Genomic DNA, 21041 nt, shown 5'->3' with positions numbered 1-21041 from the left:
GGACCGCGCGGCTACCATCCCGATTGTGAACCGCGAAGTGACCCTGCCTCTGATCGTCGACGACCGCGGTACCTTGCAGGTGGCAGCGGCCGACGTGAGCAAGTTGTTGCGGACCGTGGGCGGGCGGTGGCTGCATCTCGTCGAGGCCGGGGAGCGTCTGGACGAGGACACGGTGGCCGCGTTGACCATCGAACTGGCGAAGCTCGCGGACCGTATCGACGTGGCGTGCATCGCCCACAGCAGCGGGGCGCCGTAGCCCTTCCAGGCGGTTCCGCAGCGTGTTCGTCCCTGACCGCTTGTCACCGGTTCGGAGTAGTCCGACGCGAGATCGTCGCCCCGTCGGGTGAACCTGGGTGGACCACCTTCTGACGGCGGGCGAAGGCCTGCCGGACGGCGAAAGCAGGGACGGCTCATGGCGACTTTGTGCAGACCCTCGGTGTCCGTACCAGAGCATGTGATCACGATGGAGGAGACGCTGGAGCTGGCGCGCCTGCACCACGCGGACCACCCCCAGCTCCCGCTGGCCCTCCGCCTGATCGAGAACACGGGCGTCCGCACCCGGCACATCGTGCAGCCCATCGAGGAAACCCTGAAGCACCCGGGCTTCGAGGACCGCAACAAGCTCTACGAGGCGGAGGCCAAGGCCCGCGTCCCCGCGGTGATCCAGCGGGCGCTCGACGACGCCGAGCTTCTGACGACCGACATCGATGTCATCATCTACGTGTCGTGCACGGGCTTCATGATGCCCTCGCTCACCGCGTGGCTGATCAACGAGATGGACTTCTCGAGCACCACCCGGCAGCTCCCCATCGCCCAGCTCGGCTGCGCGGCCGGCGGCGCGGCCATCAACCGGGCGCACGACTTCTGTTCGGCCTACCCCGAGGCCAACGCCCTCATCGTCGCCTGCGAGTTCTGCTCGCTGTGCTACCAGCCCACCGACCTCGGCGTCGGCTCGCTGCTCTCCAACGGCCTGTTCGGCGACGGCATCGCGGCCGCCGTGGTGCGCGGGCGCGGCGGCACGGGCGTCCAACTGGAGTGCAACGGCTCGTACTTGATCCCGAAGACCGAGGACTGGATCGCGTACGACGTCCGGGCGACCGGCTTCCACTTCCTGCTGGACAAGCGGGTGCCGACCACCATGGAGCCGCTCGCCCCGGCGCTCCAGGACCTCGCGGGCAACCACGGCTGGGACGCCTCCGACCTGGACTTCTACATCATCCACGCCGGCGGCCCCCGAATACTCGACGATCTCAGCAAGTTCCTGCAGGTCGAACCGCACGCGTTCCGGTTCAGCCGGTCGACGCTCACCGAGTACGGCAACATCGCCAGCGCCGTCGTGCTGGACGCGCTGCGCCGGCTCTTCGACGAGGGCGGTGCCGAGCACCGGGCGCGCGGACTGCTGGCCGGCTTCGGACCCGGCATCACCGCCGAGATGACCGTGGGCCGCTGGGTCCAGGACGGCGAGAAGACACGATGACCGAAGAGACCCTCACCGAGACCCTGCCCCCGGTCCGGCACTGGCCGGCGGCCGACCTGACCGGGACGGACTTCGACCCGGTGCTGGCCGACCTGATGAGCGAGGGCCCGGTCACCCGCATCCAGCTCCCCAACGGCGAGGGCTGGGCCTGGCTGGTCACCCGGTACGACGACGTGCGCATGGTGACCAACGACCCGCGCTTCGGCCGCGAGGCCGTGATGGACAAGCAGGTCACGAGGCTCGCCCCGCACTTCATCCCGGACCGGGGCGCGGTCGGCTTCCTCGACCCGCCCGACCACACCCGGCTGCGTCGCTCGGTGGCCGCCGCGTTCACCGCGAAGGGCGTGGAGCGGATCCGCGACAAGGCGCGCGCGATGCTCGACGAGCTGGTGGACGAGCTGCTCCAGGACGGGCCGCCCGCCGACCTGACCAGCGCGGTGCTCAGCCCCTTCCCCATCGCGGTGATCTGCGAGCTGATGGGCGTGCCGGCCGCCGACCGGCACGGCATGCACACCTGGACCCAGCTCATCCTGTCCTCCGCACACGGCAAGGAGCTCAGCGAGAAGGCCAAACGCGAGATGAGCGCCTACTTCTCCGATCTCGTCGCCCTGCGCGAGAACAGCGCGGGCGAGGACGTGGCCTCGCTGCTCGGCGCCGCCGTGGGCCGCCAGGAGGTCACCCTGGAGGAGGCCGTCGGCCTCGCGGTCCTGCTGCAGATCGGCGGCGAGGCGGTCACCAACAACAGCGGGCAGATGTTCTACCTGCTGCTGACCCGTCCCGAACTGGCCGCGCGGCTGCGCTCCGAGCCGGAGATCAGGCCGAAGGCCATCGACGAGCTGCTGCGGTACATCCCGCACCGCAACGCCGTCGGGCTGTCCCGGATCGCCCTGGAGGACGTGGACCTCCACGGCGTCCGCATCCGGGCCGGCGACGCGGTCTACGTCTCCTACCTGGCCGCCAACCGCGACCCGGAGGTCTTCCCCGACCCGGAGACCATCGACGTCTCGCGCAGCCCGAATCCGCATGTGGCGTTCGGCTTCGGCCCGCACTACTGCCCCGGCGGCATGCTGGCCAGGCTGGAGTCGGAGCTGCTGGTGGACGCCCTGCTGGACCGGGTGCCGGGCCTCCGGCTGGCCGTGGCGCCGGCCCAGGTGCCCTTCCGCAAGGGCGCGCTGATCCGCGGGCCCGCGGCCCTGCCGGTGACGTGGTGAGCCGGCGATGACCACCACGGAGGGACTGGCGGTACCCGAAGGGCCCGCGGCACGGGGAGTCGCGCCCGCCCAGGCGGATCCGCCGGTCCAGGAGGCGGCACCGGCCGAAGGGCTGCTGGTGCCGCCGGGCGAGGGCCGGGTCGTGGAGACACCGGCCCAGCGGGTGACGTTCAAGGTCACCGGCACCCACTCCCGGACGGCCTCCACCTTCGAGGTGGAGGTCCCGCCGGGGTTCGACGTCGGCGCCCATGTGCACACGCGCAGCGAGGAGCTGTTCTACGTCCTCGAGGGCGAGCTGGACGTGCTCGCCTTCGAGCCGCGCATCCGGACTCCCGACAACTGGCAGCGTTGGGAGTCGAGTTCCGGGAGCCGGGTGGTCCGGGCGACGCCGGGCACGGTCATCGTCGTACCGCCCGGCTGCCCCCACGCGTTCGCCAATCCGACGGACACGCCCGCGAGGATGTTCTTCCAGGCGTCCCCGCCGCCGGACCACGAGCGCTACTTCGAGGAGCTGCTGGAGATCCTGCGCGACGGCGGGCCGCCGGACCGCGAGGCGATCGAGCGGCTGCGGCGGCGCTACGACATCGAGCAGCTCACACCGCTGCGGCACAGATGATCTCCGCCCGCCGGCGGCCACCGGGGGCGCGGGGCCGTTCCGGCGCCCGCGCCCCTCGGCGCTAGCGGATCGGCATCCCGGCGAGGGTGCGGGCGATGACCAGGCGCTGGATCTCGCTCGTGCCCTCGAAGATGGTGTAGATCGCGCTGTCGCGGTGCATCCGCTCCACCGGGTACTCGCGGGTGTAGCCGTTGCCGCCGAGGATCTGGATGGCCTGCGCGGTCACCTTCTTCGCCGTCTCGCTGGCGAAGAGCTTGGACATGGAGCCCTCGGCGGCCGTGAACGGCTTGCCGTTGACCGCCATCCAGGACGCCCGCCACACCAGCAGCCGCGCGGCGTCGATCTGCGTGCGCATGTCCGCGAGCTGGAAGGCCACGCCCTGATTGTCGATGATGGGCCGGCCGAACTGCTCACGGGTCTTCGCGTAGTCGAGGGCGACCTCGTAGGCGGCCCGGGCGGTGCCGACCGCCATCGCGCCCACGGCGGGACGCGAGGCCTCGAAGGTGGCCATGGCCGCGTTCTTCACCCGCTCGCCGCCCGCCTTGGCCCGCTCCCGGGCCCGGGCGAGCCGCTCGTCCAGCTTCTCCTTGCCGCCGAGCAGGCAGGAGCCGGGGACCCGGACGTTGTCGAGGATGACCTCGGCGGTGTGCGAGGCGCGGATGCCGTGCTTCTTGAACTTCTGGCCCTGGGCGAGTCCCGGCGTGCCGGCCGGGACGATGAAGGAGGCGTGCCCCTTGGAGCCCAGCTCCGGGTCGACGACGGCGACGACGACGTGGACGTTGGCGATGCCGCCGTTGGTCGCCCAGGTCTTCGTGCCGTTGATCACCCACTCGTCCTTGGCCTCGTCGTAGACCGCGCGCGTGCGCATGGAGGCCACGTCGGAGCCGGCGTCCGGCTCGGAGGAGCAGAAGGCGGCGACCTTCACGTCGTTCTGGTCGCCGTACATCTGCGGGATCCAGGTGCCGATCTGCTCCTCGGTCCCGTTGGCGAGGACGCCCACGGCGGCCAGACCGGTGCCCACAATGGAGAGGGCGATGCCCGCGTCGCCCCAGAACAGCTCCTCCATGGCCATCGGGATACCGAGACCGGTGGGGTCGAAGTACTGCTGCGCGTAGAAGTCGAGGGAGTAGATGCCGACCTTCGCGGCCTCCTGGATGACCGGCCAGGGAGTCTCCTCACGCTCGTCCCATTCGGCGGCCGCGGGGCGGATGACGTCGGCCGCGAAGCCGTGCAGCCACTCCCGGACCTCCTTCTGTTCGTCGTTGAGCTCCATGGTGAACTCGGCCATGTCCCCTCCAGCGGCGGTACGTGCGGTCTTACCAGTGATGTTACTAGCGGTAACGCGAGTGTGTTACCGACCAGTAGGAAAAGTCAACTCCTGATGACGCCTCGGCATCCCGTTCGATGCCGCGGGCGCGGGCAGTGTTAGTTTGCGCAGGCGTCACCGAATCAGCACGGGTGGGGAGACCACATGGACACCACACAGCGGACCGATCAGCAGCGGTCCGCCGACCGCCGACGGCGTGAGCTGCTGGAGGCCGCCGACCGGGTGGTGCTGCGCGACGGCCCGCAGGCGTCGATGAACGCGATCGCCGCCGAGGCCGGCATCACGAAGCCGATCCTCTACCGCCACTTCGGCGACAAGGGCGGCCTGTACGCGGCCCTGGCCAAGCGGCACACGGACGCACTGCTGGACTCCCTGCGCGCCGCGCTGGACGCGCCCGCCGAGCGGCGCGAGCGGGTGGAGTCCACCCTGGACACCTATCTCGCGGCGATCGAGGCACGGCCCCAGGTCTACCGGTTCCTCATGCATCCGGCGGAGGGCAGCACCGCCGGCGACCAGGGGTTCGACGTCGGCAAGCACAGCGCCCCGCTCCTTCGCCGGATGGGCGAGGAGCTGGCCCAGGTCATCGAGGACCGGGTGGACCTCGGGCCGGGCAGCCAGCAGCTCGCCCGGGTCTGGGGACACGGGATCGTCGGGATGATGCACGCGGCCGGCGACTGGTGGCTCGGCGAGCGGCCGTGCTCCCGGGCCGAGTTGGTCCGCTCGCTCGCCGACCTGCTGTGGGGCAGGCTCGCCGCGGCCGGTGACCGGGTCGGCGGCCCGGGGTTCTGACGCCGGGGCTCAGTCCCCGGCGCGGCCGCCCGGCCGGTGCCAGGCGGCCCGTTCGATCCGCCGCCGCAGCCGCCGGCGGCGCAGCCCCGTCACGCGGTCGGCGTAGACCGTGCCCGCCAGGTGGTCGCACTCGTGCTGGAGGCACCTGGCGAAGAATCCCGTGCCGTGGACGGTGACCGGTTCCCCGGCCGCCGTGAAGCCCTCGACCACCGCGTGGTCGTACCGCTCCGTCCCCGCCTCCAGGCCCGGCAGGGACAGACAGCCCTCCGGGCCCCGGATCGTCACGCCGTCCGTCTCCACCAGGCGCGGGTTCACCACGTGGCCGAGGTGGCGGACGTCCTCGTCGTCGGGACAGTCGTATACGAACACCCGCAAAGGGACCCCGATCTGGTTCGCGGCCAGGCCCACCCCCTGGGCCGCGTACATGGTCGCGAACAAGTCCTCCACGAGTCCGGCGAGTTCGGGGCCGAAGTCGGTGACGTCCGCGCAGGGCCCGTGCAGAACGGGGTCTCCGAGCAGGGAAAGGGGCCGGACGCGCCCGTGGGCGCCCGGGATCGGGCGGTGTCGCATGGCGGCAAGGGTACGGTTCGTTCGACCCATGCCCGCCGCGAGGCGTGGGCCGCGATTCGGGTGTGCGAATGGATCTCGATAGGCTGAGGTCCACACCACGCTGCCGGATGGCCCCAGGCGCGGCGCGTACGCAAGGAGGATCGAGAACTGATGGCAGGCAACTCGGACCCGCTCTCGCCGCGGGCCAAGCTGGCCGTGACCGCGGGCAAGGCGGTCGCTGCGGCATCGCGCGCCGCTGGACGCGGCAGCGGGTCGGTGATCGGTGGCCGGGTCGCGCTGAAACTCGACCCCGACCTCCTCGGACGGCTGGCCCAGAACCTGGACGTCATCCTGGTCTCCGCCACCAACGGCAAGACCACGACCACCCGGCTGATCGCCGAGGCGCTGCGCGCCGCCGGGCCGGTGGTGTCGAACGCGCTCGGCGCCAACATGCCCGCCGGCATCACCTCGGCGCTGGCCGGCGGCTCGGACGCGAAGTTCGGCGTCATCGAGGTCGACGAGAAGTACCTGGCCGGAGTGGCCCGGGACACCGGCCCCAAGTGCATCGCCCTGCTGAACCTCTCCCGGGACCAGCTCGACCGCGCCGCCGAGACCCGGATGCTCGCCGAGAACTGGCGCGAGGGCCTGGCCGGCTCCAAGGCCGTCGTCGTCGCCAACTGCGACGACCCGCTGGTGGTGTGGGCCGCCTCCTCCTCCCCCAATGTGATCTGGGTCGCGGCCGGGCAGATGTGGAAGGACGACGCCTGGTCCTGCCCGTCCTGCGGCGGCGTGATGCAGCGTCCGGGCGAGGACTGGTTCTGCGGCGAGTGCGGCTTCCGCCGGCCCACGCCGAGCTGGGCGCTGTCCGGGGACCACGTCCTCGACCCGCACGGCTCCGCCTGGCCGATCCACCTGCAGCTTCCGGGCCGCGCCAACAAGGCGAACGCGGCCAGCTCCGCGGCCGTCGCCGCCGTCTTCGGGGTGCCCCCGCAGGTCGCCCTGGAGCGGATGTACCAGGTGCAGGCCGTGGCCGGCCGGTACGACGTCGTCCAGTTCATGAACCGCGACCTCAGGCTGCTGCTGGCCAAGAACCCGGCCGGCTGGCTGGAGACGTTCTCCCTGATCGACCCGCCGCCCACCCCGGTGATCCTCTCCGTGAACGCGCGCGGAGCCGACGGCACCGACACCTCCTGGCTGTGGGACGTCGACTACACGCGGCTGACCGGCCACCCGATCTTCGTGATCGGCGACCGCAAGCTGGACCTCGCCGTCCGCCTCGAAGTCGCGAACCAGCAGTTCCAGGTGTGCGACAACCTCGACCAGGCCGTCCAGGCGGCCCCGCCGGGACGCATCGAGGTCATCGCGAACTACACCGCGTTCCAGGACCTGCGCCGCCGCGTCGGCAACTGATCTTCGAAGGGCGATCACCTCATGAGCGACAACCAACTGCGGCTGGTGTGGATCTACCCCGACCTGCTGAGCACCTACGGCGACCAGGGCAACGCGCTGGTCGTGGAGCGGCGGGCGCGCCAGCGCGGCCTGGACGTGGCCCGGCTGGACGTGCGCAGCGACCAGCCGATCCCGACGTCCGGTGACATCTACCTGATCGGCGGCGGCGAGGACCGGCCGCAGCGGCTCGCGGCCGAGCGGCTGCGGCGCGACGGGCACCTGCACCGGGCCGTGGAGAACGGCGCGATCGTGTTCTCGGTGTGCGCCGGCTACCAGATCCTCGGCCACGAGTTCATCAACGACCTCGGCCAGCGGGAGCCGGGCCTCGGCCTGCTCGACGTGACGTCGGTGCGCGGCGAGGGCGAGCGGTGCGTCGGCGACGTCCTCGCGGACATCGACCCGCAGCTCGGCCTGCCGCAGCTGACGGGCTTCGAGAACCACCAGGGCGTCACCCACCTCGGCGCCAGTGCGCGCCCGTTCGCCCGCACCCGGATCGGCAGGGGCAACGGCACCGGAGACGGCACCGAGGGCGCGTACAACGGGACCGTCTTCGGCACCTACATGCACGGCCCGGTCCTCGCCCGCAACCCGCAGATCGCCGACCTGCTGCTGAAGCTGGCGCTCGACGTCAACGCGCTGCCGCCGGTCGACGACCGCTGGTACGAGGCGCTGCGGGGCGAGCGCATCGCGGCCGCGCAGGCGCCCGCGTAAGGCTCGCGTCAGAGGCCTCTCAGCGTTCTCCGGCAGGCTTGTTACGGGCCCGCCTGACGGCTCGTCCGCTCACATGTGCGGGCGCGTCCAGCAGGCGGACGCCCGCTACGGAGCCACCCCCTCACGCCGGTAGGGTGGCCGGGAACCCGCCGGACGACGTGGTCCGGTATCCCGGCCCACGTTGAGAAGGTATTTCGGGCTATGCGCATTGGTGTCCTCACGTCCGGCGGCGACTGCCCCGGCCTGAACGCCGTCATCCGGTCCGTCGTGCACCGTGCCGTGGCCGACCACGGTGACGAGGTCATCGGTTTCCGGGACGGCTGGAAGGGCCTCCTGGAATGCGACTACACGAAGCTCGACCTCGACGCCGTGGGCGGCATCCTGGCGCGCGGCGGCACCATCCTCGGTTCCTCCAGGGTCCGCCCCGAGCATCTGCGCGACGGCGTGGAGCGGGCCCGGGGCCATGTCGCGGAACTGGGCCTGGACGCGATCATCCCGATCGGCGGTGAGGGCACCCTGAAGGCGGCCCGGCTGCTGTCGGACAACGGGCTGCCCATCGTGGGCGTGCCGAAGACCATCGACAACGACATCGCCGTCACGGACGTCACCTTCGGCTTCGACACGGCGGTCGGGGTCGCGACCGAGGCGCTGGACCGGCTGAAGACCACCGCCGAGTCCCACCAGCGGGTGCTGATCGTGGAGGTCATGGGCCGCCACACCGGCTGGATCGCGCTGCACTCGGGCATGGCGGCCGGCGCCCACGCCATCGTCGTGCCGGAACGACCCTTCGACATCGACGAGCTGACGCGGAAGGTGGGCGCGCGGTTCGAGGCGGGCAAGCGGTTCGCCATCGTCGTCGCCGCCGAGGGGGCCAAGCCGCGGCCCGGCTCCATGGAGTTCGACGAGGGCGGCAAGGACGTCTACGGCCACGAGCGCTTCGCGGGCATCGCGCGGCAGCTCTCGGTCGAGCTGGAGCACCGGCTCGGCAAGGAGGCGCGGCCGGTCATCCTCGGGCACGTGCAGCGGGGCGGCACGCCGACGGCGTACGACCGGGTGCTGGCCACGCGCTTCGGATGGCACGCGGTGGAGGCCGTGCACCGGGGCGAGTTCGGGCGGATGACGGCGCTGCGCGGCACCGACATCGTGATGGTGTCGCTGGCGGAGGCCGTGAAGACCCTGAAGACGGTGCCCGGCGAGCGGTACGACGAGGCGGAGTGCGTGCTGTAGCCCGCTTCGCGAGCCACCCGCCCCCGGTCACGGCGCCGACCGGGGGCGGTTCTACTCTTGTGGGCGGACAGACGCGTACAACCCCCACGAATCAGGAGCCGGCGGATGGATCACAGCGGCCACGGCATGACGATGGACCTGCCGCCGTTCACGCTGGCGCGGGGGCTGCACTGGTCGGCCGACCCCTTCTTCCTCGTCGCCTGCGTCGCGGGACTGGCGCTGTACGGGTGGGGCGTCGTGCGGCTGCGGCGGCGCGGGGACGCCTGGCCGGCTTCCCGCACCGTGTCGTACACCGTCGGCGTCCTCACCATCGCCCTGATGATGTGCACCCGGCTGAACGACTACGGCATGGTCATGTTCAGCGTGCACATGGTGCAGCACATGGTGATCAGCATGCTGTCGCCGATCCTGGTCCTGCTGGGCGCCCCGGTGACCCTGGCGCTGCGCGCGCTGCCGACCGCCGGCCGGGGCCGCAAGGGTCCGCGTGAACTGCTGCTGGCGCTGCTGCACAGCCGCTACATGCGCGTGATCACGCACCCGGTGTTCACCATCCCGCTGTTCATCGCGAGCCTGTACGCGCTGTACTTCACCCCGCTGTTCGACTTCCTCATGGGCTCCCGTACCGGGCACGTCGCGATGATGGTGCACTTCCTCGCCGTGGGCGTCGTGTTCTTCTGGCCGATCATCGGCGTGGACCCCGGGCCGCACCGGCCGGGCTACCTGATGCGGATGCTGGAGCTGTTCGCGGGCATGCCGTTCCACGCCTTCTTCGGCATCGCGCTGATGATGGGGTCCACGCCCATGGTGGAGACCTTCCGGAACCCGCCCGCCTCGCTCGGCGTCGACGCGCTCTCCGACCAGAACGCGGCCGGCGGCATCGCCTGGGCGTTCAGCGAGATCCCGTCCGTGCTGGTGCTGATCGCGCTGCTGTTCCAGTGGTACGGCTCGGAGCAGCGGCAGGCCAGGCGCAAGGACCGGGCCGCGGACCGGGACGGTGACAAGGAGCTGGAGGCGTACAACGCCTATCTGGCCTCCCTCAGCGCGCGCGAGGGCTGAGTACGCGGTATGCCTTCCGGGCGGAAACCGGGGCACCATGGTTCTGGACGGACCATGAGGAGGGTGTCGCGATGCCCGGTTCCACGAACGGTTCCACCAAGGCGATGGGGGCGATGACGGCCGGCGCGCTCGTCGTCGTGACGGCCTACACCGTCGCGCTCGGCAGCAACGGCTGGCTGTGGTTCGGCTGGGTGGTCCTCGGGCTGCTGACACTCGCGATGGTCGTCACCCAGTCGTAGGCCCCGCCGCGGGCACGGCTGATTACAGTGCCCGCATGAACAGCAGGACCGCGTCGTTCGACGACCTCGACCGGAAGATCATCACCGCGCTGATGGCGAACGCCAGGACCAGCTTCGCCGAGATCGGCGCGGCGGTCGGGCTGTCGTCCACGGCGGTCAAGCGGCGCGTGGACCGGCTGCGCGAGACCGGGGTGATCACCGGGTTCACGGCGACCGTGCGGCCCTCCGCGCTGGGCTGGCGCACGGAGGCGTACGTCGAGGTGTACTGCGAGGGCGCGGCCCCGCCCAGGCGCCTGGCGGAGGTCGTCCGCAACCATCCGGAGATCGCGGCCGCCATGACGGTGACCGGCGGGGCGGACGCGCTGCTGCACGTGCGGGCGCGGGACGTGGAGCACTTCGAGGAGGTGCTGGAGCGCATTCGCGCCGAGCCCTTCATCCGGAAGACGATCAGCGTGATGGTGCTCTCCCACCTGCTCCCCGAGAGCCCGGAGGCGGGCGCGACCCAGCCGGCGCCACAGTGAGCGACCGCCCGGCCACTTCCAAACCCGTTTCCGCGCAGCGATGATGCGTCCGCGCCGAGACGGACGCAGCGAAGCTGCGCAGGCGCGCAGCCTTCGTTTCTTGTCGTCCGTCCGCCCCGCTTTCTACCGTGGTGTCATCCTTCAGTGACACACAGGAAAGCGGAGGGAACCCTCTGTGCCCGACAGCCGTGTGCCGCGCCATCGGCGCTTTCTCGTCTGCGAACCCAGACACTTCGCCGTGCAGTACGCGATCAATCCGTGGATGCATCCCGACCGGCCGGTCGACGTGGACCTGGCCCGGGAGCAGTGGCAGGCCCTGATCGGCGCCTACCGCGCCCACGGCCACACCGTGGACGCGGTCGACCCGGTCCCCGGCCTGCCCGACATGGTCTTCTCCGCCAACGCCGCGATCGTGGTGGGCGGCCGGGTCTTCGGGTCCCTGTTCCACGCGCCGGAGCGGCGCCCCGAGTCGGTCCACTACGACACCTGGTTCAAGTCGGCCGGGTTCGACGTCCACCGCCCCGAGTCGGTCACCGAAGGTGAGGGCGACCTGGTGTGGACGGGCCGCTACGTGCTGGCCGGCACCGGCTTCCGCACCACCCGCGAGGCGCACCGCGAGGCCCAGGAGTTCCTCGGCCACCCGGTGATCGGCCTGACGCTGGTGGACCCGTACTTCTACCACCTGGACACGGCGCTGTTCGTCCTGGACGACGACAACATCGTCTACTACCCGGAGGCGTTCTCCCCGGGCAGCCGGGAGGTGCTGCGGCGCCTGTACCCGGACGCCGTGCTCGCCACCCGCGACGACGCCATGGCGTTCGGCCTGAACTCCGTGTCCGACGGAAAGCACGTCTTCATCGCCCCCCAGGCCGAGGCGCTGGCCGAGCGCCTGGACGGCCACGGCTACGTCCCCGTCCCCGTCGACCTTTCCGAGTTCCACAAGGCCGGCGGCGGCATCAAGTGCTGCACCCAGGAGATCCGCTGATGACCGCACCCGCGCGCACCCGTACGTCCGAGGACCTGATCCGGGCGGAGGAGCCGGTCCTCGCGCACAACTACCACCCGCTGCCCGTGGTCGTGGCCCGGGCCGAGGGCGCCTGGGTGGAGGACGTGGAGGGCCGCCGCTACCTCGACATGCTGGCCGGCTACTCGGCCCTCAACTTCGGGCACCGGCACCCGGAGCTGATCGAGGCCGCGCACCGGCAGCTCGACCGGCTGACCCTCACCTCGCGCGCCTTCCACAACGACCGGCTCGCCGAGTTCGCGGAGCGGCTCGCCGCGCTGACCGGGCTCGACATGGTGCTGCCCATGAACACCGGCGCCGAGGCGGTGGAGAGCGGCATCAAGGTGGCCCGCAAGTGGGCGTACGACGTGAAGGGCGTCCCCGCCGACCGGGCGACGATCGTGGTCGCGGCCGAGAACTTCCACGGCCGCACCACGACGATCGTCAGCTTCTCCACGGACGAGTCGGCCCGGGCGGGTTTCGGCCCGTTCACGCCCGGCTTCAAGGTCGTTCCGTACAACGACCTGGCCGCGCTGGAGGCGGCCGTCGACGAGACGACGGCCGCGGTGCTGATCGAGCCGATCCAGGGCGAGGCAGGGGTCGTCATCCCCGACGACCGCTATCTCGCCGGTGTCCGTGAGCTGACCCGCCGCAAGGGCTGCCTGTTCGTGGCGGACGAGATCCAGTCGGGCCTCGGCCGCACCGGCCGCACCCTCGCCGTCGAGCACGAGGACGTCGTCCCCGACGTGCTGCTGCTGGGCAAGGCGCTGGGCGGCGGCATCGTGCCGGTGTCGGCGGTGGTGGCCCGGCGCGAGGTGCTGGGCGTGCTGCACCCGGGCGAGCACGGGTCCACGTTCGGCGGCAACCCGCTGGCCGCGGCGGTCGGCTCGGCGGTCGTCGGGCTGCTGGAGACGGGCGAGTACCAGCGCCGGGCGGCCGAGCTGGGCCTGGTCCTGCGCGACGGCCTGACCGAGCTGGTCGGCAGGGGCGTGACCGGGTTCCGGGCGCGCGGGCTGTGGGCGGGCGTCGACGTCGACCCGGCGATCGGCACCGGCCGTGAGATCAGCGAGCGGCTCATGCGGGAGGGTGTCCTGGTCAAGGACACCCACGGCTCCACGATCCGGCTGGCGCCCCCGCTGACCGTCACGGCCGAGGAGCTGCGCTCGGCGCTGGGCTCCCTGGAGAAGGTGCTGGGCTGAGCGGACGGGGGGCCGGAGCGGTGCCGGCCCCCCGCTCGTCGTCAGCTCCCGCCGAGGAGCCGCTCCATCTCCCGGATCTCGGCGTTCTGCGCCCGGACGATGTCACCAGCCATGGTCCTGGCGGGGCCGTAGGCGCCCTTGGTCCTCTCGGTGCCGGCCATCTCGACGGCGCCCCGGTGGTGCTCCACCATCAGGGACAGGAACCTGCTGTCGAAGTCCGCGCCGGTGGCCTTCTTCAGGGCCGCCATGTCGTCGTCGCTCATCATCCCGGCCATGCCGGTCATGCCGGAGTGGCCCGAGTGGTCCATGCCCGCCATGGGCACCTGCTCGCCCCAGGCGGTCAGCCAGCCGGTCATGGTGCGGATCTCCGGGTCCTGCGCCTTCTCGATCCGGGCGGCGAGGTCCTTCACCCGGGCCGAGGAGGCCCGGCCGTCGGCGAGCTTCGCCATCTCCAGGGCCTGCTGGTGGTGCGGGATCATGCCCTGGGCGAAGGAGACGTCCTGGGCGTTGTGCGCTCCGGCCGTGGCGGACGCGGACGGCGACGCCTGGCCGCCGTGTCCCGCGCGGGCCGCGCCGTCGCCGCCGCCGCAGGCGGCGAGGGCCAGCGAGGCGGTCGCGGTGGCCGCCAGGAGGGCGGCGCGGCGCGTCAGGGTACGGATGGTCATGCTGGAACTCCTGCTGTCGTGAGGGTGTCTTCGGGCACGCGTGGGTGGACGGCCGCCGTGCGGGCGGTCGTCGGTGCCTCTAGATCCGCAGGAGCTGCAGTTCGGCCAGGGTGGGCGGGGCGCGGGCGCCGTCCGGCGCGGTGCCGGCGAGGGAGGGGCACGCTTCGGACGCGGCCTGGGCGGTCACCGGGCCGGGGGCCGGAACCGGTGATCCGGGGCCGTCCTTGACGGCGCCGGAAGCGCAGGACGCGTCGGCGTGGTGCAGGTGGTCGCCGCCGCAGTGGCCGTCCGGACAGGCGTCCTGAGCCATGACGGCGACCGCGCGGTACCCGGTGTGGGCCCGCGACGGGTGCCCGGTGCCGCCGCCGGGCGCCAGGGCGTGCATGCCGAGCAGACCGGCCAGTACCGCCAGCACGAGCAGCGCACGACGAGGCCGTCGAGGCGGTCGGGGGGCGCGCTGCTGTCTGCTGGGCATCGCGGACATCGTACGGGGGCGGGCGGCGCGAGCGGCGACAGGACTCGCGCGACGGCCGCGACGGTGGCCGGGCAGGAGGCGCCGCTACGGGCGCGTGGTGGCGTAGTCGGCTCCGTCCACCCGGGGGTATCGCAGGGGGCCGTCGCAGGTCCCGGCGGACGGGACGAAGGCGTGGGCGGCCTCCCGGCCCGCGTGCAGGCGGGGGTTCCGGTGGATCACGGTGAACCGCCGGGTCGCCTCGAAGGCGGCGGAGCCGACACTGACGTCCCAGTGACCGCGCTGCCAGGTGAGGGACACCGGGGACAGGGGCGGCACGTCGAGGCGCCAGAACGCCCTCGCCGGCACGGACAGGGCGTGCACGAGCGCGGCCCGGACGACGGCCGGCCCGGTGACGGCCAGCACGTGGCCGGGCTCGTCGGCGACGGCGTCGAGCCAGTTGGCGGTGCGCCGGCAGAACCGGCGTACCGACTCGCCTCCGTGCGGTGCGGCGTCCGGGTCGGTCAGCCACGCGGTGAAGGCGTGCGGGTCCGTGGCGGCGACCTCCTCGACGGTACGGCCCTGCCACGCGCCGACGTCGAGATCGCGCAGCGCGGGCTCGTCCGCCGCCGCCAGGCCCAGGGCCTCGGCGGTCAGCCGGCAGCGCAGGGACGGCGCGCGCACGGCCCGGGTGTGGGGAGGGAGGTCCGCTCGGGCCGCGCGCGCCTCGCCCAGTTCGCGTTCGGTCGGCGGGGCGTCACCGAAGCGGGCGCCGGGGGTGGGTTCCCCGCCGCTCGTGCTCAGGAACGTGAGGCGGATCGTCATGCGACTGACCTCCTTGGTACACCGGCACGGCTCCCGACCAGCGGGTCCGGGCACGGATGAGCTCCTCGCTCATGCGTACCAGGGTCCGTGGCCGCCACCTGCCGGGACCATCCGGCGGATGTCCGGAACCGCCCCGCCGACCGGCTGGGTCGGCCCCGCCGCCCGGCTGAACCCGCCCGCGGGCGGGCACGGCGCGCCGCTCGGCGCGGTACGGATCAGACTGGAGACCGGCAGCGAGTGGAGCACACGTGATCCGGGTTTTGGTGGTCGACGACGAGGCCCTCATCCGCACGGGCTTCCAGCACATCCTCGACGCGGCGGACGACATCGAGGTCGCGGCGGCGGTGCCCGGCGGCCAGGCGCTCACCGCGGTGCGGGAGACGGAGCCGGACGTGGTGCTGCTGGACATCCGGATGCCGGACGTGGACGGGCTGACCCTCCTCGCGGAGCTGCGCCGGCTGCTGCGCCCGCCGGTCGTGGCCATGCTCACCACGTTCGACATGGACGAGTACGTGGAGACGGCCCTGCGCTCGGGCGCGGCGGGTTTCCTGCTCAAGGACACCGATCCCGAGGAGCTGCCGTTCCTGGTGCGGGCCCTCGCCGAGGGCGGGACCGTGCTGTCGTCCAAGGTGACCCGGACGGTCGTGGACGGATTCCTGGGCGCCGGTTCCCAGGAGGCGGCCGCCCGCACCCTCGACCGGTTGACCGAGCGTGAGCGCCATGTGCTGCTCCTGGTCGCGGAGGGGCTGTCCAACGGCGACATCGCCACCCGGATGCATCTGAGCACCGGGACGGTCAAGGACCACGTGAGCGCCATCCTGACCAAGCTGGAGGTGGGCGGCCGCGTCCAGGCCGCCCTGCTCGCCCAACGGGCCGGGCTCCTCACGAAGGGGGACGGATGACACCACGCCGCCCGCCCGCGCCGCTGCTGGACGCCGCCGTCGTCGTCTGCTCGCTGTTCGACGTCTGGGTGCACTTCGACGGCGACGAGCCGCTGCGCATGGCCTTCGCCCTGACCGCCGCCCTCGCGCTGCTGATGCGACGGCGCCTGCCGCTGCTGACGTTCCTGCTCACCCTGCCCTCGGTGCTGCTCTCGGACGCCGTCTTCGCCGCGCTGGCCGCGCTGTACACCCTGGCCTCCCTCACCCGCCGCCGGGTCATGCTGGCGCTGTGCGCTCTGACGTTCACGCTCAGTGACGTCACCCGATGGCCGTCCCCGGCGATAGACCTGCTGGGCACCTCGACCCTGATCACCCTGACCTACACCGCGGCGATGGCCGCCGCCCCCGTGTTCCTCGGCCAGCTCGTCCAGACCCGGCGCGATCTGTCGCTGCGGCTCGCCGAGATCTCCGAGGCGCGCGACCACGAGCAGCTGCTGACCGCGCAGGCCGCGCTGTCCAAGGAACGCGCGCAGCTCGCCCGCGAGATGCACGACGTGGTCTCCCACCAGGTCAGCCTGATCGCGGTACGGGCGGGCGCCCTGCAGGTGGGCAGCCGGGACCCGGAGGCCAAGGAGGCGGCGGCCACGATCCGGCGGCTGAGCGTGCAGACACTGGACGAGCTGCGGCACATGGTCAACGTCCTGCGGGCCTCCGGCGGGCGCCCGACCGAGCTGACCCCGCAGCCGTCCCTGGCCGACCTCCAGCAGCTCGTCGCCGGCAGCGGCATCGAGACCAAGCTGCGCATGGACCTGCCGGAGGACCTTCCGCCGACCGTGCAGCGCGCCGTCTACCGCACCGTCCAGGAGGCGCTGACCAACATCCGCAAGCACGCCCCGGGCGCCGCGGCCAGCGTCTGCCTCGGCCACCAGGACGGCACCGTGCTCGTCACGGTCACGAACTCCGCGCCGACGCGCCCCGGCCTCCCGCTGCCCAGCTCGCACTACGGCCTGGTCAGCCTGGGCCAGCGCGCCTCGCTCCTCGGCGGCACCATCACCTCCGGACCGACCACGGAGGGCGGCTACGAGCTGCGCCTGCGACTGCCGGCGACGGGCGCGCCCTGAACGGCCAGGGGGGAGTCCGGCCGGCGCCGGATCGGTCACCGGTCGCGATGTGCGACGGGGCGCCGCGGGCGGCCGCCGGAGTTCGGTCGGCACCCGTTCGGGGCAGCCGGTGAGGAGCGGACCCGACACGGTCCGGACCGGTGCCGGACGGCCGCGCCTGCACCTAGACTGACAGCCCACGACAGGGCGAATGACGTGGAAGAACGCGGTGGTTGAGCCAGTCCGCCAGGAGTGAGGAGCGACCCGTTGTTCTACTACCTGCTCAAGTACGTCCTTCTGGGCCCTCTGCTCAGGCTGGCCTTCCGGCCCCGGATCGAGGGGCTCGAGCACGTGCCGGCGGATGGTCCGGCGATCGTCGCGGGGAACCATCTGTCCTTCTCGGACCACTTCCTGATGCCGGCGATCCTGAAGCGGCGCATCACCTTCCTCGCCAAGGCCGAGTACTTCACCGGGCCGGGGGTCAAGGGCCGCCTCACGGCGTTCTTCTTCCGCAGCGCCGGGCAGATCCCGGTGGACCGCTCGGGCAAGGAGGCGGGGCAGGCCGCGATCCGCGAGGGGCTCGGGGTGCTCGGCAAGGGCGAGCTGCTCGGCATCTACCCGGAGGGGACCCGGTCGCACGACGGCCGCCTGTACAAGGGCAAGGTCGGGGTCGCGGTCATGGCGTTGCGCGCCGGGGTGCCCGTCGTGCCCTGCGCGATGATCGGCACCTTCGAGGCGCAGCCGCCGGGCAGGGTCGTACCGCACCTCCGCCCCGTCATGATCCGCTTCGGCGAGCCGCTGGACTTCTCGCGCTACGCCGGCATGGAGAAGGAGAAGGCCGTGCTGCGGGCGGTCACCGACGAGATCATGTACGCGATCCTCTCGCTCTCCGGCCAGGAGTACGTCGACCGGTACGCGGCCGACGTCAAGGCTGAGCAGGCGGAGGCGAAGAAGGACCGCAAGTCCCCCCGGACGCAGCTCGGTTGATCTCTGCCCTCGGCAGAACGGCTCGGATCCGGCGGCGTCCCGCGCCTAGGCTCGCCGTATGAAGAGGGCAGTGGTGATCGGAGCGAGCGGGCAGATCGGCCGTCCGGTGGTGGCGGCGCTGGCACGGGACGGCTGGGAGGTGACGGCCGCCTCGCGGGGCGGCGGCCGGGACGGGTCGTGGGACGGCGGCGTGCGGGTGGCACGCCTGGACCGGTCCGACGACGGCGCGCTCGCCGCCGTGGTGGGCGACGGCTGCGACCTGGTGGTGGACGTGGTGGCGTACGACGCCGCGCACGGACGGCAGTTGACGTCCCTCGCGGGACGGATCGGCTCCGCGGTCGTGGTCTCCAGTGTGTCGGTGTACGAGGACGGCGCGGGGCGCGGCTTCGACACCGCCGGCGAGCCGGACGGCTTCCCGGTGTATCCGGTGCCGGTGCCCGAGTCCCAGCCGGCGGTGGCACCGGGCCCGGCGACCTACTCCACCCGCAAGGCGGCTCTGGAGCGAGAACTCCTGTCCGCCGGCGACGAGTTGCCGACCACGGTGCTGCGGGCGGGCGCGGTGCACGGTCCGCACAGCCCGCTCCCCCGCGAGCTGTACTTCGTGAAGCGGAACCTGGACGGCAGGCGCCGCCGGGTGCTCGCGTACCGCGGGGAGAGCCGCTTCCATCCGGCGAGCGCCCGGAACGTCGCCGAGCTGGTGCGGCTGGCGGCGGCCCGGCCCGGGCCCCGGGTGCTCAACGCCTGCGACGGCGAGGCGCCGACGGCGGCGGAGATCGGGGCGGCGATCGACACGGTCATGGGCGTGGAGACGGAGACTGCGCCGCTGGACGGCCCGCCGCCCGGCGGGACGGTGGGCGCGAGCCCGTGGTCGGTGCCGCTGCCGGTGGTCGTCGACATGTCCGCCGCCGAACGGGAGCTGGGCTACCGGCCGGTGGTGTCGTACCCGGACAGCCTGCCGGAGACGGTGGACTGGCTGACGGGTGCGCTGCGCGAGGGCGACTGGCGGGAACGCTTCCCGGTCATGGCGCGGGCCTACCCCGGCTCCTTCGACTACGCGGCCGAGGACGCCTGGTGGGAGCGGGTGTGACGAAGGGGCGGCCGGGAGTCCCGGCCGCCCCTGTGGTCCGTGCCGAAGCCGGTTACGGCTTGGGCGTGGCGTGCGGCGCGCAGGTCACGTCGGCGGAGTCCAGCTTGCCGCCGAGGAGATAGGCGTCGACCCGGTCGTTGATGCAGGGGTTGACCAGGCCCGTCACACCGTGCGAGCCGGCGTCCCGCTCGGTGATGAGACGGGAGCCCTTGAAGCGCTTGTGCAGTTCGACGGCGCCCGCGTAGGGGGTCGCCGCGTCACGCGTCGACTGGACGATCAGCACCTGCGGAAGACCCCGGTGGGTGCCCACCTCGACGGGGGTCCGCTGCTTGGCCGGCCAGGTGGCGCAGGGAAGGTTCATCCAGGCATTGGCCCAGGTCATGAACGGGTGGTCCCGGTGGAGCCGGGTGTTGTCCCGGTCCCACCTGCTCCAGCTGGTGGGCCACTTGGCGTCGGCGCACTCCACCGCGGTGTAGACCGCGTTGCTGTTCTCCGCGCCGGCGTTGCCGGCCTTGTCCGCCATGTCGGGGGCGGCGGCGTCGATCAGGGCCTGGGTGTCGCCGGCCACGTACTTGCTGAACACCGAGGCGACCGGAACCCACGAGGAGTCGTAGTACGGGGCGCTCTGGAAGAAGGAGATCAGCTCGGCCGGGCCGACGACGCCGCCGAGGGGGTGCTTCTTGGCGGTGGCGCGCAGTTCGAGCCACTTGGCCTGCACGGCGGCGCGGGTGGTGCCCAGGTGGAAGGCGGCGTCGTTGGCGGCGACCCAGTCCTGCCAGTCCTTCCAGCGGCTCTCGAAGGCGACGTCCTGGTCCAGGTTGGCCTGGTACCAGATGTTGCGCTTCGACGGGTTCACCACGCTGTCCACGACCATGCGGCGCAGGTGGCCCGGGAAGAGGGTGCCGTAGACGGCGCCGAGGTAGGTGCCGTAGGAGACGCCGAGGTAGTTGAGCTTGCGCTCACCGAGCGCGGCGCGGATGACGTCCAGGTCGCGCGCGGTGTTCGGCGTGGTCATGTGCGGCAGCATCGTGCCGCTGCGCTCGGCGCAGCCCTCCGCGTACTCGCGGGCGAGCTTGCGCTGGGCGGTCTTGTCGGCCTCGGTGTCCGGCACCGGGTCGGCCTTGGGCGCCTTGACGAACTCCTGCGGGTCGATGCAGGAGATGGGCGCCGAGTGACCGACGCCGCGCGGGTCGAAGCCCACGAAGTCGTAGGCCTTCGCCACGTTCGCCCACACGGCGCTCTTGGTGGTGACCCGGCGCGGGAAGCGCAGGCCGGAACCACCGGGACCGCCCGGGTTGTACAGGAGGGCGCCCTGGCGCTCCTTCGGGGTTCCCGTGTTCCCGATGCGGTCGACGGCGAGCTCTATCTGCTTGCCGTCGGGCTTGCTGTAGTCGAGCGGCACGGAGACCCAGCCGCACTGGATGGGCTTCTCCAGGCCCCAGTCGGCCGGGCAGTCCCGCCAGTCGATGCCGGCCTTGGCGGCGCGGGCTGCGGCGATCTCGGCGCCGACGGCCTCGCGGTCCCGTCCGTGGCGGCTGTCGGCGCTGGCCGCGGGCGCCGACATCGCGCCGGCTATCAGGGTCGCCATGACGAGCGCTCCGGCCGAACTGAGCGCCACGAGGCGGCTCTTCGGTCTGTTGTCCCTCAAGTGGGCTCCCATTGCACATCGCT

23 protein-coding genes are annotated in these 21041 nt (G+C 72.2%); 17 read left to right on the top strand and 6 right to left on the bottom strand.

Going from position 1 to position 21041, the window contains the following annotated elements:
• The first annotated feature begins 25 nt into the window (after nucleotides 1–25).
• The 4 genes from ACFYU0_RS00760 (at nucleotide 26) to ACFYU0_RS00745 (ending at nucleotide 3304) form a co-directional block, all read left to right on the top strand.
• Nucleotides 26–256 carry a DUF6213 family protein gene (locus ACFYU0_RS00760; protein WP_199209628.1) on the top strand — a complete coding sequence of 77 codons (231 nt, stop codon included), beginning with the start codon at nucleotides 26–28 and terminating at the stop codon, nucleotides 254–256.
• Between the two features lie 156 nt (nucleotides 257–412).
• A complete protein-coding gene (locus tag ACFYU0_RS00755; RefSeq protein WP_389296799.1) occupies nucleotides 413–1477 on the top strand; it encodes a type III polyketide synthase in 1065 nt (354 codons plus the stop codon).
• On the top strand, nucleotides 1474–2688 hold the full coding sequence (locus ACFYU0_RS00750) for a cytochrome P450 (RefSeq protein ID WP_389296797.1): 1215 nt from the start codon (nucleotides 1474–1476) through the stop codon (nucleotides 2686–2688). The genes ACFYU0_RS00755 and ACFYU0_RS00750 overlap by 4 nt, the downstream gene beginning before the upstream one ends.
• A gap of 118 nt (nucleotides 2689–2806) precedes the next feature.
• Nucleotides 2807–3304: a cupin domain-containing protein gene (locus ACFYU0_RS00745; RefSeq protein WP_351661221.1), complete on the top strand. Its 498-nt coding sequence runs from the start codon at nucleotides 2807–2809 to the stop codon at nucleotides 3302–3304.
• 61 nt (nucleotides 3305–3365) lie between these two features.
• Here ACFYU0_RS00745 and ACFYU0_RS00740 read toward each other — a convergent pair whose 3' ends face one another.
• On the bottom strand, nucleotides 3366–4592 hold the full coding sequence (locus ACFYU0_RS00740; protein WP_351660216.1) for an acyl-CoA dehydrogenase family protein: 1227 nt from the start codon (nucleotides 4590–4592) through the stop codon (nucleotides 3366–3368).
• Nucleotides 4593–4775: 183 nt separating this feature from the next.
• Here ACFYU0_RS00740 and ACFYU0_RS00735 point away from each other — a divergent pair, with 183 nt between their 5' ends.
• Nucleotides 4776–5420 carry a TetR family transcriptional regulator gene (locus tag ACFYU0_RS00735; protein WP_351660213.1) on the top strand — a complete coding sequence of 215 codons (645 nt, stop codon included), beginning with the start codon at nucleotides 4776–4778 and terminating at the stop codon, nucleotides 5418–5420.
• A gap of 9 nt (nucleotides 5421–5429) precedes the next feature.
• On the opposite strand, the gene def is transcribed toward ACFYU0_RS00735, so the two are convergent.
• Nucleotides 5430–5990: a peptide deformylase gene (gene def / locus ACFYU0_RS00730; protein ID WP_389296795.1), complete on the bottom strand. Its 561-nt coding sequence runs from the start codon at nucleotides 5988–5990 to the stop codon at nucleotides 5430–5432.
• A gap of 150 nt (nucleotides 5991–6140) precedes the next feature.
• Here def and ACFYU0_RS00725 point away from each other — a divergent pair, with 150 nt between their 5' ends.
• The 8 genes from ACFYU0_RS00725 (at nucleotide 6141) to rocD (ending at nucleotide 13374) form a co-directional block, all read left to right on the top strand.
• On the top strand, nucleotides 6141–7379 hold the full coding sequence (locus ACFYU0_RS00725) for a MurT ligase domain-containing protein (RefSeq protein ID WP_351668589.1): 1239 nt from the start codon (nucleotides 6141–6143) through the stop codon (nucleotides 7377–7379).
• A 21-nt stretch (nucleotides 7380–7400) separates the two neighbouring features.
• Nucleotides 7401–8129, top strand: a complete 729-nt coding sequence (locus tag ACFYU0_RS00720; RefSeq protein WP_351668591.1) for a glutamine amidotransferase — start codon at nucleotides 7401–7403, stop codon at nucleotides 8127–8129.
• Nucleotides 8130–8330: 201 nt separating this feature from the next.
• Nucleotides 8331–9356, top strand: a complete 1026-nt coding sequence (locus tag ACFYU0_RS00715) for a 6-phosphofructokinase (protein ID WP_389296792.1) — start codon at nucleotides 8331–8333, stop codon at nucleotides 9354–9356.
• 105 nt (nucleotides 9357–9461) lie between these two features.
• Complete coding sequence (locus ACFYU0_RS00710; protein WP_389296791.1) at nucleotides 9462–10412, top strand: cytochrome c oxidase assembly protein; 951 nt, start codon at nucleotides 9462–9464, stop codon at nucleotides 10410–10412.
• A 71-nt stretch (nucleotides 10413–10483) separates the two neighbouring features.
• Nucleotides 10484–10651 carry a hypothetical protein gene (locus tag ACFYU0_RS00705; protein ID WP_351668597.1) on the top strand — a complete coding sequence of 56 codons (168 nt, stop codon included), beginning with the start codon at nucleotides 10484–10486 and terminating at the stop codon, nucleotides 10649–10651.
• Between the two features lie 35 nt (nucleotides 10652–10686).
• Nucleotides 10687–11172 carry an Lrp/AsnC family transcriptional regulator gene (locus tag ACFYU0_RS00700; protein WP_351668599.1) on the top strand — a complete coding sequence of 162 codons (486 nt, stop codon included), beginning with the start codon at nucleotides 10687–10689 and terminating at the stop codon, nucleotides 11170–11172.
• 175 nt (nucleotides 11173–11347) lie between these two features.
• A complete protein-coding gene (ddaH, locus tag ACFYU0_RS00695; RefSeq protein ID WP_351668601.1) occupies nucleotides 11348–12157 on the top strand; it encodes a dimethylargininase in 810 nt (269 codons plus the stop codon).
• Nucleotides 12157–13374: an ornithine--oxo-acid transaminase gene (rocD, locus tag ACFYU0_RS00690; protein WP_389296788.1), complete on the top strand. Its 1218-nt coding sequence runs from the start codon at nucleotides 12157–12159 to the stop codon at nucleotides 13372–13374. The genes ddaH and rocD overlap by 1 nt, the downstream gene beginning before the upstream one ends.
• A 41-nt stretch (nucleotides 13375–13415) precedes the next feature.
• Here rocD and ACFYU0_RS00685 read toward each other — a convergent pair whose 3' ends face one another.
• The 3 genes from ACFYU0_RS00685 to ACFYU0_RS00675 all read right to left on the bottom strand — a co-directional run bounded on the left by ACFYU0_RS00685 (nucleotide 13416) and on the right by ACFYU0_RS00675 (nucleotide 15315).
• Nucleotides 13416–14039 (bottom strand): DUF305 domain-containing protein, encoded by a 624-nt coding sequence (locus ACFYU0_RS00685; protein WP_389296786.1) that lies wholly within the window; start codon nucleotides 14037–14039, stop codon nucleotides 13416–13418.
• 79 nt (nucleotides 14040–14118) lie between these two features.
• Nucleotides 14119–14514 (bottom strand): DUF6153 family protein, encoded by a 396-nt coding sequence (locus ACFYU0_RS00680; RefSeq protein ID WP_351668607.1) that lies wholly within the window; start codon nucleotides 14512–14514, stop codon nucleotides 14119–14121.
• Between the two features lie 84 nt (nucleotides 14515–14598).
• Nucleotides 14599–15315, bottom strand: a complete 717-nt coding sequence (locus tag ACFYU0_RS00675) for a histidine phosphatase family protein (protein WP_389296784.1) — start codon at nucleotides 15313–15315, stop codon at nucleotides 14599–14601.
• Nucleotides 15316–15563: 248 nt separating this feature from the next.
• Between ACFYU0_RS00675 and ACFYU0_RS00670 the strand changes: the two genes are divergently transcribed.
• From ACFYU0_RS00670 to ACFYU0_RS00655, 4 genes are all read left to right on the top strand, one after another.
• Nucleotides 15564–16217 carry a response regulator gene (locus tag ACFYU0_RS00670; RefSeq protein WP_389296782.1) on the top strand — a complete coding sequence of 218 codons (654 nt, stop codon included), beginning with the start codon at nucleotides 15564–15566 and terminating at the stop codon, nucleotides 16215–16217.
• Nucleotides 16214–17317 carry a histidine kinase gene (locus ACFYU0_RS00665; RefSeq protein WP_351668613.1) on the top strand — a complete coding sequence of 368 codons (1104 nt, stop codon included), beginning with the start codon at nucleotides 16214–16216 and terminating at the stop codon, nucleotides 17315–17317. The genes ACFYU0_RS00670 and ACFYU0_RS00665 overlap by 4 nt, the downstream gene beginning before the upstream one ends.
• A 246-nt stretch (nucleotides 17318–17563) precedes the next feature.
• Entirely contained in the window at nucleotides 17564–18283 is a 720-nt protein-coding gene (locus tag ACFYU0_RS00660; RefSeq protein WP_351668615.1) for a lysophospholipid acyltransferase family protein, read from the top strand.
• Between the two features lie 58 nt (nucleotides 18284–18341).
• Nucleotides 18342–19370, top strand: a complete 1029-nt coding sequence (locus ACFYU0_RS00655; RefSeq protein WP_389296781.1) for an NAD-dependent epimerase/dehydratase family protein — start codon at nucleotides 18342–18344, stop codon at nucleotides 19368–19370.
• 52 nt (nucleotides 19371–19422) lie between these two features.
• Here the strand turns inward: ACFYU0_RS00655 and ACFYU0_RS00650 are convergent, their stop codons facing one another.
• Entirely contained in the window at nucleotides 19423–21030 is a 1608-nt protein-coding gene (locus tag ACFYU0_RS00650) for an alpha/beta hydrolase (protein WP_389296779.1), read from the bottom strand.
• Nucleotides 21031–21041 lie beyond the last annotated feature (11 nt).

Source organism: Streptomyces sp. NPDC003720 (assembly GCF_042875075.1).
Classification (GTDB): Bacteria; Actinomycetota; Actinomycetes; order Streptomycetales; family Streptomycetaceae; genus Streptomyces.
This window is presented reverse-complemented; position numbering and strand designations above follow the sequence as displayed.

Excerpts from the sequence above, each read along its gene's own strand:
- ACFYU0_RS00675 (WP_389296784.1), bottom strand. The coding sequence starts at position 15,315 with ATGACGATCCGCCTCACGTTCCTGAGCACGAGCGGCGGGGAACCCACC.
- rocD (WP_389296788.1), top strand. The coding sequence starts at position 12,157 with ATGACCGCACCCGCGCGCACCCGTACGTCCGAGGACCTGATCCGGGCG.
- ACFYU0_RS00725 (WP_351668589.1), top strand. The coding sequence starts at position 6,141 with ATGGCAGGCAACTCGGACCCGCTCTCGCCGCGGGCCAAGCTGGCCGTG.
- ACFYU0_RS00755 (WP_389296799.1), top strand. The coding sequence starts at position 413 with ATGGCGACTTTGTGCAGACCCTCGGTGTCCGTACCAGAGCATGTGATC.
- def (WP_389296795.1), bottom strand. The coding sequence starts at position 5,990 with ATGCGACACCGCCCGATCCCGGGCGCCCACGGGCGCGTCCGGCCCCTT.
- ACFYU0_RS00720 (WP_351668591.1), top strand. The coding sequence starts at position 7,401 with ATGAGCGACAACCAACTGCGGCTGGTGTGGATCTACCCCGACCTGCTG.
- ACFYU0_RS00680 (WP_351668607.1), bottom strand. The coding sequence starts at position 14,514 with ATGCCCAGCAGACAGCAGCGCGCCCCCCGACCGCCTCGACGGCCTCGT.
- ACFYU0_RS00685 (WP_389296786.1), bottom strand. The coding sequence starts at position 14,039 with ATGACCATCCGTACCCTGACGCGCCGCGCCGCCCTCCTGGCGGCCACC.
- ACFYU0_RS00655 (WP_389296781.1), top strand. The coding sequence starts at position 18,342 with ATGAAGAGGGCAGTGGTGATCGGAGCGAGCGGGCAGATCGGCCGTCCG.
- ACFYU0_RS00705 (WP_351668597.1), top strand. The coding sequence starts at position 10,484 with ATGCCCGGTTCCACGAACGGTTCCACCAAGGCGATGGGGGCGATGACG.
- ACFYU0_RS00665 (WP_351668613.1), top strand. The coding sequence starts at position 16,214 with ATGACACCACGCCGCCCGCCCGCGCCGCTGCTGGACGCCGCCGTCGTC.
- ACFYU0_RS00750 (WP_389296797.1), top strand. The coding sequence starts at position 1,474 with ATGACCGAAGAGACCCTCACCGAGACCCTGCCCCCGGTCCGGCACTGG.
- ACFYU0_RS00710 (WP_389296791.1), top strand. The coding sequence starts at position 9,462 with ATGGATCACAGCGGCCACGGCATGACGATGGACCTGCCGCCGTTCACG.
- ACFYU0_RS00700 (WP_351668599.1), top strand. The coding sequence starts at position 10,687 with ATGAACAGCAGGACCGCGTCGTTCGACGACCTCGACCGGAAGATCATC.
- ACFYU0_RS00715 (WP_389296792.1), top strand. The coding sequence starts at position 8,331 with ATGCGCATTGGTGTCCTCACGTCCGGCGGCGACTGCCCCGGCCTGAAC.
- ACFYU0_RS00650 (WP_389296779.1), bottom strand. The coding sequence starts at position 21,030 with ATGGGAGCCCACTTGAGGGACAACAGACCGAAGAGCCGCCTCGTGGCG.
- ACFYU0_RS00735 (WP_351660213.1), top strand. The coding sequence starts at position 4,776 with ATGGACACCACACAGCGGACCGATCAGCAGCGGTCCGCCGACCGCCGA.
- ACFYU0_RS00740 (WP_351660216.1), bottom strand. The coding sequence starts at position 4,592 with ATGGCCGAGTTCACCATGGAGCTCAACGACGAACAGAAGGAGGTCCGG.